Here is a 13,718-nt window from a genome sequence, read left to right as displayed (position 1 = left end):
AGGTTAGGCGGCAGTCGCAGCGGGCTATAACGGATGGTCGAAATAGTCGCCGTCGATGCCGCTCCGGTACCACTCGGATAACACCGCGTCGGGCAACGGCGGGTTGCTGTATATTTGGTAGCGGTTGCCGTGAGAGCCCAGCGCTTCGTAGCCTAATTCTTTGAACAACGCGGTTAAACGCGGTGTAGCCACTTCCAAGTTCCCCCAACTGATGCCGTTTTTTCGCCAGTAAGCGAAGACATGGTACAGCAAGCCGCGGATGGCCGGCTCGTCTTGCGGCAGATAAAATACGTCGCGCAGCACTGCCATGCTGACCGAGTCGGCAAAGCTTTGCCGGTGCCAGATGGCATAAGCGCGCAACTCTCCGTTACTGTCGCGTAGCGCCAGTAATTGTAACGGGCAGGTTGGGAATTCGAACAGGCGCCAGTTCAGGTAGCGACTGCTTCGCTCCAGGCACGACGGGTAAGCCGCTTTTGCACTATCCCAAAGCGAATCGAACTCGGCTCCGCAATGACCTGTCTCTTCCAAAACGAATTCGTGGCGGTACAATTTCCGGTCGCGCCAGCTTAAACCGAGATCGAAGGCGCCGCCCAGAATGCGGCCCATCGTTTTGCCGACCCGTTTTTCCCAGGAGCCGCGATAACCGATGCGCAGGCGAAAGAAGTCGTTGCTCTCGCCGCCGATCGGCAGGTAATCCAATTTCCGGTAAGCTTTTTGGGTAATGTCGCCCGCGGTTACGCTGCCGGTAATCGCCGAAAAATTTTTGGTTTCGGAAATTAATTGCGTTGCCAGTCCCTTTCCTCGATATTGCTGATCGACACTGGTGTTCGCGCAGAAGGCAATTACGGTGGATTTTCCGTTCAACCACCAAGGCTGAGCAAACATGGCTCTAAAACCTATTAGGCGCGAACCGTGCCAGACGCCGACGCCCGGGCCGGGCAGCGAGCTTTGCCAGGGGTTATGCACGATGCGCCGCTCGAACCATTGGCTTATGTATTGCGGGTGGTCGCGAAATTCGTCGAAATTCGCGATTGCGATCCGAATGCATTCGCCGATGTCCTCCGGTTGCAGGGTGCGAAATTGAAATGGGTCTGCAGTATCGGTTACGGTCTCTGGCATGGGCGATTCCTGAAGTTTATGGCAAACAAGCCGTTCTAAACGCAAACCGGCTGCAATAGCTTCCGGCAATTATTAGCCAAAATGCGACGCCTGCCAAATTGGTGATGGCGATTAATTTTGAGGTCGGCTAACGCGCGTTGGGCGGTGTGGCGCCGGTGGTGGACTTGTCTGATCCGGGTTGGGGCGGAAGCCACCGAAAAGATTCGTTACCGGCGGAAGTTATCCGGCCGGTAACGGGAGAAGGGCAGAAATTTAAGCAACCAAGCGGCGTTTTTTTCGGCTTAAAACGCCTAACAGGCCGCCCAGTAGCAGCCACACCGCACCGGGCAACGCGGTTTCCGGATTTTGCAGCGGCAACGCTTCGAGCAACGAAGGTGCGCCGATCCAGCCGAAAAATCCGGCCTGCATGCCGAAATCCAGCCAGTGTTGTAGGCCGGTCAAGGTTTCGCGGACTGCGGCACTGGCGCCGCGTTCGGCGTGCTCGGCAAGGCTCAGTACGGTCTCGCGCCAAGAGAACGCTGCCGGTAATTGCAGAGCGGGATTAGCGGCCGGATCGGATCGGTGTTCGGCGGTTGCTGCGACAGCTTGCGATGATAAAACCGCAAGTCCGGACAGGCAGAGCGATAGCAAAACGAGAAATAGCGCTTTGTGTTTTTCCATAATAAAACCTCGAAAATCGGTGATTAATTTAGAGGTGACAACCCTGAGCGCTAGGCTCAGGCATCCTGTGCAATATCAGGATAGCATTATATATGCCAATTGCAATAGTTTGATTCGGATGGATTTTCCAAGCCTGTCCGGCGTTACTGTCCGGATATCGACACGCACTGCTGACAAATTGTCGCTAACGCAGCAAGTTACCTGCTCGGCGATGCCTGTTTTCGGCGAAATGCCGGGGCATTTCCCGCCGATTTCCGCCGGATTGGCGGAGCGCAGTCAAGTCGGGCCGCCCGGCGGTTTTAAGGTTGAAAGATATCGATAAGTTGTTAGAGTAGTATCCAGTCCCGGAACCGCATTGGAAAAATCATGTTACGCAAAATCCTGATCGCCAATCGCGGCGAGATTGCCGTCCGCATCATTCGCGCCTGCGCCGAAATGGGCATCCGTTCCGCAGCGATCTATTCCGAAGCCGACCGCTTTGCCCTGCACGTCAAAAAGGCCGACGAGTCTTATTACATCGGCAGCGAGCCGTTGGCGGGTTACCTGAATATCTACGGCTTGGTCGACTTGGCGTTGCGCACCGGTTGCGATGCGATTCATCCGGGCTACGGCTTCCTGTCGGAAAACGCCCAATTTGCCAAAGCCTGTCAGGAGCGCGGATTAGTCTTTATCGGGCCGTCGGCGGAAGTCATCCAGCGCATGGGCGACAAGACCGAAGCGCGGGCGGCGATGAAAGCCGCCGGGCTGCCGGTGACGCCCGGTTCCGACGGCAACCTCGAAAATGTCGAGCAGGCCTTGCAGGTGGCCGAGCAGATCGGCTACCCGATCATGTTGAAAGCCACCTCCGGCGGCGGCGGCCGTGGCATCCGCCGTTGCGATAACCCCGACGAGTTGCGGCAAAATTATCAACGCGTCATTTCCGAAGCGACCAAGGCCTTCGGTAGTGCCGACGTGTTCCTGGAAAAATGCGTCGTCAATCCGATTCATATTGAGGTGCAAGTGTTGGCCGACCAATTCGGCAACACTATCCATTTATTCGAGCGCGATTGTTCGGTACAGCGCCGCAACCAGAAACTGATCGAAATCGCCCCGTCGCCGCAACTGGACGAAGCTCAGCGCCAGTACCTGGGCGGTCTGGCGGTGATGGCGGCCAAAGCGGTCGGTTACACCAACGCTGGTACTGTCGAGTTTTTGCTGGACAGCAACGGCCGCTTTTATTTCATGGAAATGAATACCCGCGTGCAGGTCGAACACACGATCACCGAAACGATTACCGGCGTCGACATCGTCGAAGAACAGATTCGGGTCGCCGCCGGTCTGCCGCTACGTTTCAAGCAGGAAGAAATCGTCAGACGCGGTTATGCAATCCAGTTTCGGGTCAACGCCGAGGACCCGAAAAACAATTTCCTGCCCAGCTTCGGCCACATTTCCCGTTACTACGCACCCGGCGGCCCCGGCGTGCGTACCGACACCGCGATTTATACCGGCTACGAAGTGCCGCCGTTTTACGATTCGATGCTGGCCAAAGTCATCGTCAGCGCGATGACCTGGGAAGATGCGATCAATCGCGGCGAGCGGGCCTTGAAGGACATGGGTTTGTTCGGCATCAAAACCACGATTCCCTATTACCTGCGGATACTGGCGCACCCCGATTTCCGCCGCGGCCGCTTCAACACCGGTTTCGTCGAAGCCAATCCCGATTTGATCAATTACTCCAACAAACCGCGCCCGGAAATTCTGGCCAGCGTGCTGGCGGCCGTTGTCGCTTCCCATACCGGCCTCTAAGCCAAGGAAACTCTCATGAGCAAAGTGTATGTAACCGACGTTATTCTGCGCGACGCCCACCAGTCGCTGATCGCCACCCGGATGCGCACCGAAGACATGTTGCCGGCTTGCGCGATGCTGGACGACATCGGCTATTGGTCGTTGGAATGCTGGGGCGGCGCCACCTTCGACGCCTGCTTGCGCTTCTTGAAAGAAGACCCTTGGGAGCGCTTGAGCAAACTGAAAGCAGCCCTACCCAATACCAAATTGCAGATGCTGCTGCGCGGCCAAAACCTGCTCGGTTATCGGCACTATTCCGACGACGTGGTGCGTAAGTTCGTCGAGACCGCCGCCCGCAACGGCATGGACGTATTCCGCATCTTCGACGCCCTGAACGACATCCGTAATCTGGAAACCGCCATCGAAGCCACCCGCGCAGCAGGCAAACACGCCCAGGGCACGATTTGCTATACCACCAGTCCGGTACACGACATCGCCAGTTTCATTAAATTGGGTAAAGGTTTGGCCAACCTGGGCTGTAATTCGATTGCGATCAAGGACATGGCCGGTTTGTTGACGCCTTATATTGCCGGCGAACTGGTCAAAGCTCTGAAAGACGCCGTCGATTTGCCGTTGCATCTGCATTGCCATGCCACGGCCGGCTTGGCGGAGATGTGCCAGATCAAGGCTATCGAAGCCGGTTGCGAGCACGTCGATACCGCGCTGTCGTCGTGGGCCGGCGGCACCAGCCATCCGCCGACCGAAAGCCTGGTCACCGCATTGCGCGGTACCGAATACGACACCGGTTTGGACTTGGATAAATTGCAGGCGGCAAACGATTATTTCGCCGAAGTCCGCAAAAAATACCAACGCTTCGAAAGCGCCTTCACCGGCATCGACACCCGCGTGCATATCTTTCAAGTGCCGGGCGGCATGATCTCCAATCTGGCCAACCAGCTAAAAGAGCGCAACGCCTTGGATCGGATCGACGAGGTTTATCGGGAAATCCCGGAAGTGCGCAAAGACTTGGGTTATCCGCCGCTGGTGACGCCGACCTCGCAAATCGTCGGCACCCAGGCGGTGTTGAACGTGCTGATCGGCAAGCGTTACGAGACCATCAGCAACGAGGTTAAACGCTACCTGCACGGCGGCTACGGCAAGGCGCCGGCGCCGGTTAATCCGCAATTGCTGGCCAAGGCGGTCGGTAAAGAGGAAATCATCGAATGCCGGCCGGCCGATTTGCTCAAGCCCGAGTTCGAGCATCTTCGTGGCGAAATCGCCCATCTGGCGTTGAACGACGAGGACGTACTGAGTTACGCGATGTTTCCGGAAATCGGCAAACAATTCCTGGAATTGCGTTCGAACGATAATCTAGTGCCGGAGCCGTTGGAATTGGAGGCTGCGCCTAAACCGGGCGAGGTCAAAAAAGCCCCGACCGAATTCAACGTGGCGCTGCACGGCGAGCAATACCACGTCAAAGTTACCGGCGCCGGCCCGAAAAACCAAAGCCTGCGGCATTTTTACTTCACCGTGGACGGCATGCCGGAAGAAATCGTCATCGAGACCTTGGACGAAATCGTACTGGACGGCGGCGCCCATGGCGCGGTGCAAAGCGCAATCGCCAGCAAGCGCCGCCGGCCCAGCGAGCCGGGCGATGTGGTGACCAGCATGCCGTGCAACATCATCGACGTGCTGGTCAAGGAAGGCCAGAAAGTCAACGCCGGTCAGGCCTTGCTGGTCACCGAAGCGATGAAAATGGAGACCGAAATCACCGCGCCGATTGCCGGCGTGGTTAAAGCCATTTACGTCGCCAAAGGCGATGCGGTTAACCCCAACGAGGTGTTGGTGGAAATAAATTGAGAGAAAAGCGGCAAGACGAAAGGTAAAATAACGCGCTTTGCCGAATCGCCGATAAACTTTATCGGCGAGGTGTGCAGCGCGTCGGCCAAGGTAAGCGATTGGCCAGCCCTCTTTTTTGAATTCGACCTTTCGTCCGGCTCTATCCGTGAAACCAACCCCCGTCACCGAAGCATCCATCCAGCACGCCGCCGACTTACTGCGCGGCGGTCAGCTCGTCGCCTTTCCGACTGAAACCGTTTACGGCCTGGGCGCGGATGCGTCCAATCCGGAGGCGGTGGCGAAAATTTTCGCGGCCAAGGGCCGGCCGGCCGACCACCCGTTGATTGTGCATATTGCCGGCGCCGGGCAAATTGCCGATTGGGCCGATCAGGTGCCCGAGGCTGCTTGGCGCTTGGCGGAAAAGTTTTGGCCCGGCCCGCTGACGATGATTTTGAAAAAACGCGACTCGGTAACGCTGGCAGTCACCGGCGGCCAGGACACGGTCGGTTTGCGGGTGCCGGCCAACCCGGTGGCGTTACGGTTGCTGCAGGCGTTCGGTGGCGGCGTTGCCGCGCCGTCCGCCAACCGGTTCGGCCGCATCAGCCCTACCGAAGCCCTGCACGTCGCCGAAGAACTGGACGACAGTGTGGCCTGCATTCTGGACGGCGGTCCCTGTGCGGTGGGAGTCGAATCGACCATCATCGATCTTAGTGACGACGTGCCGACCATTCTTCGGCCTGGCCGTATCACCCGCAGCCAGCTCAAGGCGGTGTTGCATGCCGATATTCGGCTGTCGCCGCAAACCAAGATACGCGCGCCGGGCATGATGGCGGTGCACTACGCGCCGAACACGATGGCCTTTCTCTGTCCGGCCGATACCTTGATTGCGATGGCCGACGATCTCTGCGCCAAAGGCCAACATATCGGCATATTGGCATTCAGCGCCGAGATTGCCGAAATTCCTTGCCTGCATATTCTCCGGCTGCCGGCCGATGCCGAGCTTTATGAACCGGCCCTGTATAGCTCGCTGCGGGCGCTGGACAATCTGGAACTGGACACCATTCTGATCGAACAGCCGCCCGAGACCGAAGCCTGGGCCGCGGTCAACGACCGCTTGAACAAAGCCACGGTTTGAGATGACCGACGCGGAATGGATGCGCCACGCCATCCGTTTGGCCCAGCGCGCCGAGGATCAGGGGGAAGTGCCGGTTGGGGCATTGCTGGTACTCGAAGGCCGCTGCATCGCCGAAGCTTGGAACCAGCCGATTCAAACCCACGACCCCAGCGCCCACGCCGAAATCGTCGCGTTGCGCAAGGCCGGCCAAGTCTTGCACAACTATCGGCTGATCGACACCACGCTCTATGTGACCTTGGAGCCCTGCGTGATGTGCATGGGTGCGATAGCCCATGCCCGCATCAAACGCTTGGTGTTCGGTGCCTACGATCCCAAGCGCGGCGCGGTCTGCCATGCGCTGCAACTGAGCGATGCCGCCTTTTTAAACCATAAAGTGGAATGGACCGGCGGCGTACTGCAAGCCGATTGTGCCGCCTTGCTCGGCGATTTCTTCAAGGCTCGCCGCGAACGCGCTAAAAAATCCAGCTAAGCCTTGTACGAGCGGTGCCCGAAACCGCCGCGGGAAAGGTTAACCCAAGATAGCATCAGCCTCCCTCATGCCGCAGCGCGGCTGTAGTTGCCCGTTACCGGTCATGGTACTCCAGCTCCGGATAGGTCTGCTCCTGCGGATGCTGGGTTTTTTCCGAATGGCGGAATAAATAATTCTGTAAGGTGCCGGTGTAGGTGATGCCGGCATGGTAATCGTAGAACTCGTATTCGACTTCTTCTTCGGGCGGGGGCGGCGTTTTTGCCGCCGCATGTTCGCCGTGCTCGGCCCGGACCGGCGTCAGCCAGAGTCCGAACAAGACAGCCAAGCCCATGATTTTCAGTGTGTTGTTATTGGTTTTCATCGTAGTCACCTCTGTTTGTCTGCAGCAGTATCGGGCGCAATGGCCGACTGGGGCGCTAGGGATTTAGTTCCCGGCAATCGGCGCTTGCCGCCTGTGTTGCGCGCTGCGGCCAAAGACGCGTCGCTAGTGGTTGCGGACCTTGTCGCGGCCGGCACCGGCACACGCTCGAATGGCCGCAGTTACTCTCAAACCAGCTCGCTGCAATTTACCCTACTTGCGGAGGATGTTGCCGGATAGGGTTTGGCGTTATTGTGGCTCCACCGAGAAGGTTCGCTAGACGCCGGCGACTTTCGCTCGCTAACGGCGCAGCGCTGTAACGGCATCCGGATTTTTAACGCTTGAAATTTTGGAGTAGGCCATGAAATCGAAATACGCAACGATGATCGCCGGTGTTTTGTTATCGGCGGCATTAGCCGGTACCGCAAATGCGATACAACAACCTAACTTTTACCAATGTTCCGGCCGTGGCGCCGATCTGACGCTGAGCATCGGCAGCAAAGCGCAAGTCGGCATCCTGCCGGCTGCGACCGTGCTGAACTTGGAACTGGGCCGGAAAAAATACTCGTTCAAGGAAGCCGATATTACGCGGGAATCAACCTTGATCGGCGAGTTGTGGGAAGTCACTTTGGAACATATCCCGGATTTGCGTATCGAGCACGCAACGCTGGTGATCCCGCAATTCGCCCTGGGCGACGCCCCGCAAGCCTTCTCCAGCCAATTGGTTCTGACTCGGGTTGCCACGCCGTTTAGCGGCGAACCGGCCAAAGGCGTGGTCAATGCGTCGAGATATGTGGACCTGAACTGCACCGCTTCGCTGGTCTATTATTAGCCAATCGGCCGAGGCGCCATTGCGGCGGCGCCGGAACGCTGCCGGCCAACCGTTCAGAAGACACGCGATGACAATGCCTGCTTTTTTGAGCGCCGGAACTGCCTGCTTTATGCTGGGCGGGCTTGGGTTCAAGCCGCTGTTCGGCAAACACTGGGACCGGGCCGTCGGCTTTTCCCGGCCGGAAAAATGGCGGCTGCTTTGCAGATCGGCTTTATGGCCGGTAATTTCCACTGGGCGGGATTGTAGATGTGTGCGAAGCGAGGTTTTCGGCAATACGATGAAGACTCGGTGTGTTGCAAATTGCAGTGAGAACCGTAAGCTAATGGGAATAGGGCGGCTGTTTCGCACAAGCCGCGCTTGAAAACCGCTAAACGCGCTACCATGTTGCCGGCATCAGAACCAAGCAGCCGGAGGCCACTATGCGCTACCCCAATCAACCCCATTCTCCCGATCTGTTCGTCAAACGGGTGTTTGCGCTCGGCGCGGTGGCGGCGGCTTTGATGCTGCTGTGGCACTGGCTGCCGGCGCCGACCACCAACCAGCCGGCAACGCCCAGAACCGTGGCCGCGCGCGGCGATTTGGCGGCCGACGAGAAAAGCACCATCGAGCTGTTCGAGAAATCCCGCGACTCGGTGGTTTACATCACCACCGCCTCGCTGGTGCGCGACGCCTGGACCCGCAACGTATTCTCGGTGCCCAAGGGCTCCGGCTCGGGCTTTATCTGGGACGAGGCCGGCCACGTGGTCACCAATTTCCACGTCATCGCCGGCGCCAACGAAGCCACCGTCAAACTAGCCGACGGCCGCGATTATAAAGCGGCGCTGGTCGGCGCCAGCCAGGTGCACGACATCGCGGTATTGAAAATCGGTGTCGGCTTCAAACGGCCGCCGCCGGTGCCGGTCGGCACCAGCAACGACCTCAAGGTCGGGCAAAAGGTGTTTGCCATTGGCAATCCGTTCGGTTTGGACTGGACCTTGACCAGCGGCATCGTCTCGGCGCTGGACCGTTCGCTGGGCGGCCAGGACGGCCCGGCGGTCGAGCATTTGATCCAGACCGACGCGGCGATCAATCCCGGCAACTCCGGCGGGCCGTTGCTGGATTCCGCCGGCCGCCTGATCGGCATCAATACCGCGATTTACAGCCCCAGCGGCGCCTCGGCCGGCATCGGCTTTGCGGTGCCGGTCGATACCGTGATGCGGGTAGTGCCGGAATTGATTAAACAGGGCAAATACATTCGCCCGGCGCTGGGTATCGAAATCGACCAGCAAATGAATCAGCGATTGGCCGAATTGACCGGCACGGCCGGCGTCGCGGTGTTGCGGGTACAACCCGGTTCGGCAGCCGATAAAGCCGGCCTGCGCGGCGTTGAAGTCTCGCCGAACGGCATCATGCCGGGCGACATCATCGTCGCCATTAACGGCAAGGAAGTGGATACGCTGTCGAAATTATTCGCCCGCCTGGACGACCAAAAAGTCGGCGATGTCGTCAAAGTTCGGGTGGTCAATAATGGCCAGACCCGCGAAGTGGAAGTGGCCTTGCAGCCGGGGAATTGATGTACCCAGTGACGACCCAGACTCTCGCGATAGCGTGAGCCTGATTGCAAACCAATGCCGTTAAGTTAAGCCAGCCTCCCCCTTTGGAAAAGGGGGATCGAGGGCGATTTGAAAAATCTCCCCCGCCCCCTCTTTTTCAAAGAGGGGAGTGAAAATCGAACCGCTTAACCGAATTGACTTGCCGGCCGGTTTTGCTATGCGGCATACACTCGCCATTTTGCGATCGGCTGGTAAGCTCGCAGAAAAACAATCTGCGCCCAGTCCGCCATGACCACAACCAAACCTCCCAAGCTCAATCCGCGCAAACTGCTGCTCAGCAAGTGGACCGCCGTGGCGCCGCAGCGTAAAGAAAAGCATTTCATCGTCAGCAAGGTGCTGTGGCCGGACGATCCGGCCGCGCCGCTGGAATGGATCGAACTGGAGGCGGTGTACAGCAAACGCCTGCAAGTGCTGCCGTGGCGGGATTTGCTGGACGTTCAAGTCTGGCGCCAGGGCTGGCATTAAGCGATGAGTTACCACCTGGTCTGGTTCAAGCGCGATCTGCGCCTGCACGACCATGCGGCATTGTGGCACGCCAGCCGGCACGGGCCGGTGTTATGTCTGTACATTATCGAGCCCAGCCTGTGGCAGGCGGTCGATGCCGCGACCCAGCATTACCAATTTCTGCGGGAAAGCCTAATCGATCTTGATAGTGCGTTACGCAAGCGCGGCGGCGGTTTGCGCATCGAAGTTGGGGAAGTGGTCGATGTTCTGGATCGGCTCTGGCACGAAGCCCCGTTTGCGGCGCTGTATTCGCATCAGGAAACCGGCAACTGGCTGAGCTTTCAACGCGATTTGGCCGTGCAGCGCTGGTGCCGGAAACGCGGTTTGCCGTGGCGTGAATTTGCCCAGTTCGGCGTGGTGCGGTGCCTATCAAGTCGCGACCATTGGCAAGCTCATTGGGAAGCATTGATGGCCGCCCCGTGCCTTGAGGTGCCCAGCTGCCGCTGGATCAACGCGCCTTCACCGCTGACGTTGCCCGAACCGCAAAGCCTGGGCCTGACCCAGGCCGATCCGCCGCAACGCCAGCGCGGCGGCCGCCGGCCAGCCATAGCAACCTTGCGCGATTTCTTGTTCGAGCGCAGCGGCCGTTACCGGGGAGGAATCTCCTCGCCGCTGTCGGCGCCGAGCGCTTGCTCGCGTTTGTCGGCGTATCTGGCCTTCGGTTGTTTGAGTCTGCGTGAAGTGGTGCAAGCCAGCCGCCGCCAGATCGATGCTCTGCCAACCGGCGATGCCCGCCGCGCCGGCCTGACCGCTTTCGTCAGCCGCTTGTATTGGCATTGCCATTTCATCCAGAAATTGGAAAGCGAGCCGGAGCTGGAATTTAGGAATATGCATCGCGGTTACGACGGTCTGCGCGAAGCGGATTGGAATCCGGCGCATTTTCAAGCCCTGAGCGAAGGCCGCAGCGGTTGGCCGCTGGTCGATGCCTGCGTGGCCATGCTGAACCACACCGGCTGGTTGAATTTCCGGATGCGAGCGATGCTGGTGTCGGTGGCCGCTTATCCGTTGTGGTTGCACTGGCAACCGGTCGGGACGTGGCTGGCCCGGCAGTTTCTGGATTACGAACCCGGCATTCATTGGAGCCAGATGCAAATGCAGGCTGGAACCACCGGCATCAATGCCTCCCGCGTCTATAACCCGATCAAGCAAGCCCGCGACCACGATCCGCACGGCCATTTTGTCAGGCAATGGCTGCCGGCACTGCGCCGGGTGCCGGACAACTGGCTGTTCGAACCGTGGCGGATGCCGGCAAAATTGCAGCAACAATGTGGGGTTAAAGTCGGCGTCGATATTGCCCAGCCGCTAGTCGATCTGGAAACCGCCACCCACCGAGCCAAAGCCCGTGTCTATGCAATTCGCGGCCGGTCCGAGGTCAAAGCCGCCAAGGCGGCGATTGTCGAGAAACACGGCTCGCGCAAGCGGCCCATGCCCCGCCGCCCAGCCAAACCCATCGCCGGCGCTTGGGTACAAACCGAGCTGGAGTTTTGATGCACCGCAAGCTGTCGTTGCCATCGAAAATCTGCCCGGTATGCAGCCGGCCGTTTGCCTGGCGGAAGAAATGGGCCAAGGACTGGGATGCGGTGAAATATTGTTCGACACGCTGCCGCAACCAACGCTCATCGGCAGCGGAAACATGACCACGTTGCGCCTGATTCTGGGCGACCAGCTCAACCCGTTGCATAGCTGGTTTGCGCAAACCGATAACAACGTGGTCTACACGCTGATGGAAATCCGCCAGGAAACCGATTACGTGCTGCATCACGCCCAAAAAGTCATCGGCATTTTCGCGGCGATGCGCGATTTTGCCCGACATTTGGCCGCTCAAGGCCATCGGGTGCATTACCTGAAAATCGACGATGCCGACAATCGACAATCGCTACCGGCCAATCTGGATTGTTTGATCGAACGCTACCAAGCGCAACGTTTCGAATACCAACTGCCCGACGAATGGCGGCTGGACCAACAGTTGCGGCAGTATTGCCAAAATCTGGCTGTCTCCAACCAAGCCTGCGACAGTGAGCATTTCTACACCCAACGCAAGGACGCCGGGGAGTTGTTCGGCAACCAGCCGCATTGGCTGATGGAAAATTTTTACCGCAGGATGCGGGTCAAATACTGCGTGTTGTTGGATGCCAACCAACGCCCGCTGGGCGGGCAATGGAATTTCGACCACGACAACCGCAAGGCCTGGCCGGGCGTACCGGCGGCGCCATACGACAATCGGCTGCGCCATGACCATGCCGAGCTGTGGCAAGACATCGTCGCAGCAGGTGTGAATAGTTTTGGTGAAGCGGGCGCCGACGACTTTCGCTGGCCTTTGAATCGCGCCCAAGCCTTACAGCAACTCGATGCGTTTATCGCCGACGGCTTGCCGCTTTTCGGCGCGTTTCAAGACGCGATGAGCCGGCGCAGTTGGCGGCTGTTTCATTCGCTGTTGTCGTTTGCGTTGAACAGCAAAATGCTCAATCCGCGCGAGGTGGTCGAGCGAGCCGAAGCCGCTCATCGCCAAGGACAGGCACCGTTGGCGGCCGTCGAGGGTTTTGTCCGGCAGATTATCGGTTGGCGCGAGTATGTGCGCGGGGTGTACTGGGCAAAAATGCCGGCGTATTTGTCGCAAAACCATTTCGGCCACGACCGGCCGCTGCCGGCCTGGTTCTGGACCGGCGAAACCCAAATGAACTGCCTGGCCGCCAGCATCGGCCAATCGCTGCGATACGCTTACGCCCACCATATCCAGCGTTTGATGGTGATCGGCAATTTCGCCTTATTGGCCGGCCTGGCGGCGGAGGCGGTGCATCGCTGGTATCTGGGGGTGTATATCGACGCCTTCGAATGGGTGGAATTGCCCAACACCCTGGGCATGAGCCAATTCGCCGACGGCGGCTTGCTGGCTACCAAGCCTTACGTGTCCAGCGCGGCCTACATCGACCGAATGAGCGACTACTGCAAAGGCTGCCGCTACGATAAAAAAGCCCGCAGCGGCGACCGGGCCTGTCCGTTCAATGCGCTGTACTGGCATTTCTTCAGCCGCCATCGCGACAAGCTCCAGCGCAATCCGCGCGTGAGTATGGTTTACCGCAATCTGGACCGATTTGCGCCGGCCGAACGCGATGCTATCGTTCGCCGAGCCGAAGCGGTTTTGGCGGATTTGGATAGGCTTTGAGGCGTTTGGCGCTAGCCGTGGTAATCGGACAGCCATCAATCGCTGAAAAAAAACCTCCTCCGTCGCACCCGGAGAGCATAAAGCAATGTCGTTAAGTTAATGATGGTAAGAGCGGGCGATGCCCGCGACCAATCGCCTTTGGTCGCAGGCATGGCCTGCTCCTACGGGATTTGAACAAGCCGGTCCCCCCAATCTTTAATTTAACGGCTGGGGCATAAAGGAGAGGACTGGGTTGAGGAAAGCAAAGCCACGCACGACAACTCTCCAGATTGACGGCGTTGAT

The 13,718-nt window shown here is 58.7% G+C and carries 13 protein-coding genes; 10 read left to right on the top strand and 3 right to left on the bottom strand.

All coding sequences use genetic code 11. The annotated features are described in order from the left end of the window. Nucleotides 1-24 precede the first annotated feature (24 nt). Together MKFW12EY_RS19655 and MKFW12EY_RS19650 are read right to left on the bottom strand one after the other, a co-directional pair. Nucleotides 25-1,119, bottom strand: a complete 1,095-nt coding sequence (locus MKFW12EY_RS19655; RefSeq protein ID WP_221053617.1) for a GNAT family N-acetyltransferase — start codon at nt 1,117-1,119, stop codon at nt 25-27. Nucleotides 1,120-1,371: 252 nt separating this feature from the next. Further along, entirely contained in the window at nt 1,372-1,779 is a 408-nt protein-coding gene (locus MKFW12EY_RS19650; protein WP_054763437.1) for a hypothetical protein, read from the bottom strand. A 366-nt stretch (nt 1,780-2,145) separates the two neighbouring features. Between MKFW12EY_RS19650 and MKFW12EY_RS19645 the strand changes: the two genes are divergently transcribed. The 4 genes from MKFW12EY_RS19645 (at nt 2,146) to tadA (ending at nt 6,986) form a co-directional block, all read left to right on the top strand. Next, a complete protein-coding gene (locus tag MKFW12EY_RS19645) occupies nt 2,146-3,564 on the top strand; it encodes an acetyl-CoA carboxylase biotin carboxylase subunit (protein WP_054763438.1) in 1,419 nt (472 codons plus the stop codon). Between the two features lie 15 nt (nt 3,565-3,579). Continuing rightward, on the top strand, nt 3,580-5,403 hold the full coding sequence (gene oadA / locus MKFW12EY_RS19640; RefSeq protein ID WP_221053616.1) for a sodium-extruding oxaloacetate decarboxylase subunit alpha: 1,824 nt from the start codon (nt 3,580-3,582) through the stop codon (nt 5,401-5,403). Nucleotides 5,404-5,548: 145 nt separating this feature from the next. After that, a complete protein-coding gene (locus tag MKFW12EY_RS19635) occupies nt 5,549-6,517 on the top strand; it encodes an L-threonylcarbamoyladenylate synthase (protein WP_064042828.1) in 969 nt (322 codons plus the stop codon). 1 nt (nt 6,518) lies between these two features. Beyond that, nucleotides 6,519-6,986 (top strand): tRNA adenosine(34) deaminase TadA, encoded by a 468-nt coding sequence (tadA, locus tag MKFW12EY_RS19630; RefSeq protein ID WP_054763333.1) that lies wholly within the window; start codon nt 6,519-6,521, stop codon nt 6,984-6,986. A gap of 94 nt (nt 6,987-7,080) precedes the next feature. Here the strand turns inward: tadA and MKFW12EY_RS19625 are convergent, their stop codons facing one another. Continuing rightward, nucleotides 7,081-7,347 carry a hypothetical protein gene (locus tag MKFW12EY_RS19625; RefSeq protein ID WP_054763332.1) on the bottom strand — a complete coding sequence of 89 codons (267 nt, stop codon included), beginning with the start codon at nt 7,345-7,347 and terminating at the stop codon, nt 7,081-7,083. Between the two features lie 358 nt (nt 7,348-7,705). On the opposite strand from MKFW12EY_RS19625, the gene MKFW12EY_RS19620 reads away from it, so the two are divergent. The 6 genes from MKFW12EY_RS19620 to MKFW12EY_RS19600 all read left to right on the top strand — a co-directional run bounded on the left by MKFW12EY_RS19620 (nt 7,706) and on the right by MKFW12EY_RS19600 (nt 13,435). Beyond that, nucleotides 7,706-8,176, top strand: coding sequence for a hypothetical protein (locus MKFW12EY_RS19620; protein WP_054763331.1), 471 nt, complete (start codon nt 7,706-7,708; stop codon nt 8,174-8,176). Between the two features lie 419 nt (nt 8,177-8,595). Then, nucleotides 8,596-9,729, top strand: a complete 1,134-nt coding sequence (locus tag MKFW12EY_RS19615; protein ID WP_221053615.1) for a S1C family serine protease — start codon at nt 8,596-8,598, stop codon at nt 9,727-9,729. A gap of 267 nt (nt 9,730-9,996) precedes the next feature. Continuing rightward, nucleotides 9,997-10,233 carry a TIGR02450 family Trp-rich protein gene (locus tag MKFW12EY_RS19610; RefSeq protein ID WP_054763330.1) on the top strand — a complete coding sequence of 79 codons (237 nt, stop codon included), beginning with the start codon at nt 9,997-9,999 and terminating at the stop codon, nt 10,231-10,233. A 3-nt stretch (nt 10,234-10,236) separates the two neighbouring features. Beyond that, nucleotides 10,237-11,760, top strand: a complete 1,524-nt coding sequence (locus MKFW12EY_RS19605; RefSeq protein ID WP_221053614.1) for an FAD-binding domain-containing protein — start codon at nt 10,237-10,239, stop codon at nt 11,758-11,760. Beyond that, the gene (locus tag MKFW12EY_RS23330) at nt 11,760-11,909 is read left to right on the top strand and encodes a DUF2256 domain-containing protein (RefSeq protein WP_425334032.1); all 150 of its coding nucleotides are present in this window, start codon (nt 11,760-11,762) and stop codon (nt 11,907-11,909) included. The genes MKFW12EY_RS19605 and MKFW12EY_RS23330 overlap by 1 nt, the downstream gene beginning before the upstream one ends. Continuing rightward, on the top strand, nt 11,861-13,435 hold the full coding sequence (locus MKFW12EY_RS19600; protein WP_425334031.1) for a cryptochrome/photolyase family protein: 1,575 nt from the start codon (nt 11,861-11,863) through the stop codon (nt 13,433-13,435). Before MKFW12EY_RS23330 ends, MKFW12EY_RS19600 begins: the two co-directional genes overlap by 49 nt. The last annotated feature ends 283 nt before the right edge of the window (nt 13,436-13,718 follow it).

It is taken from the genome of Methylomonas koyamae (assembly GCF_019669905.1).
Classification (GTDB): domain Bacteria; phylum Pseudomonadota; class Gammaproteobacteria; order Methylococcales; family Methylomonadaceae; genus Methylomonas; species Methylomonas koyamae.
Note: the sequence above shows the minus strand (reverse complement) of the source record. Positions and strands in the feature narration are given on the sequence as shown.

Coding starts and splice junctions, on each gene's coding strand:
- MKFW12EY_RS19615 (WP_221053615.1), top strand. CDS start 8,596: ATGCGCTACCCCAATCAACCCCATTCTCCCGATCTGTTCGTCAAACGG.
- MKFW12EY_RS19645 (WP_054763438.1), top strand. CDS start 2,146: ATGTTACGCAAAATCCTGATCGCCAATCGCGGCGAGATTGCCGTCCGC.
- MKFW12EY_RS19620 (WP_054763331.1), top strand. CDS start 7,706: ATGAAATCGAAATACGCAACGATGATCGCCGGTGTTTTGTTATCGGCG.
- MKFW12EY_RS19625 (WP_054763332.1), bottom strand. CDS start 7,347: ATGAAAACCAATAACAACACACTGAAAATCATGGGCTTGGCTGTCTTG.
- tadA (WP_054763333.1), top strand. CDS start 6,519: ATGACCGACGCGGAATGGATGCGCCACGCCATCCGTTTGGCCCAGCGC.
- MKFW12EY_RS19650 (WP_054763437.1), bottom strand. CDS start 1,779: ATGGAAAAACACAAAGCGCTATTTCTCGTTTTGCTATCGCTCTGCCTG.
- MKFW12EY_RS19605 (WP_221053614.1), top strand. CDS start 10,237: ATGAGTTACCACCTGGTCTGGTTCAAGCGCGATCTGCGCCTGCACGAC.
- MKFW12EY_RS23330 (WP_425334032.1), top strand. CDS start 11,760: ATGCACCGCAAGCTGTCGTTGCCATCGAAAATCTGCCCGGTATGCAGC.
- MKFW12EY_RS19610 (WP_054763330.1), top strand. CDS start 9,997: ATGACCACAACCAAACCTCCCAAGCTCAATCCGCGCAAACTGCTGCTC.
- oadA (WP_221053616.1), top strand. CDS start 3,580: ATGAGCAAAGTGTATGTAACCGACGTTATTCTGCGCGACGCCCACCAG.
- MKFW12EY_RS19655 (WP_221053617.1), bottom strand. CDS start 1,119: ATGCCAGAGACCGTAACCGATACTGCAGACCCATTTCAATTTCGCACC.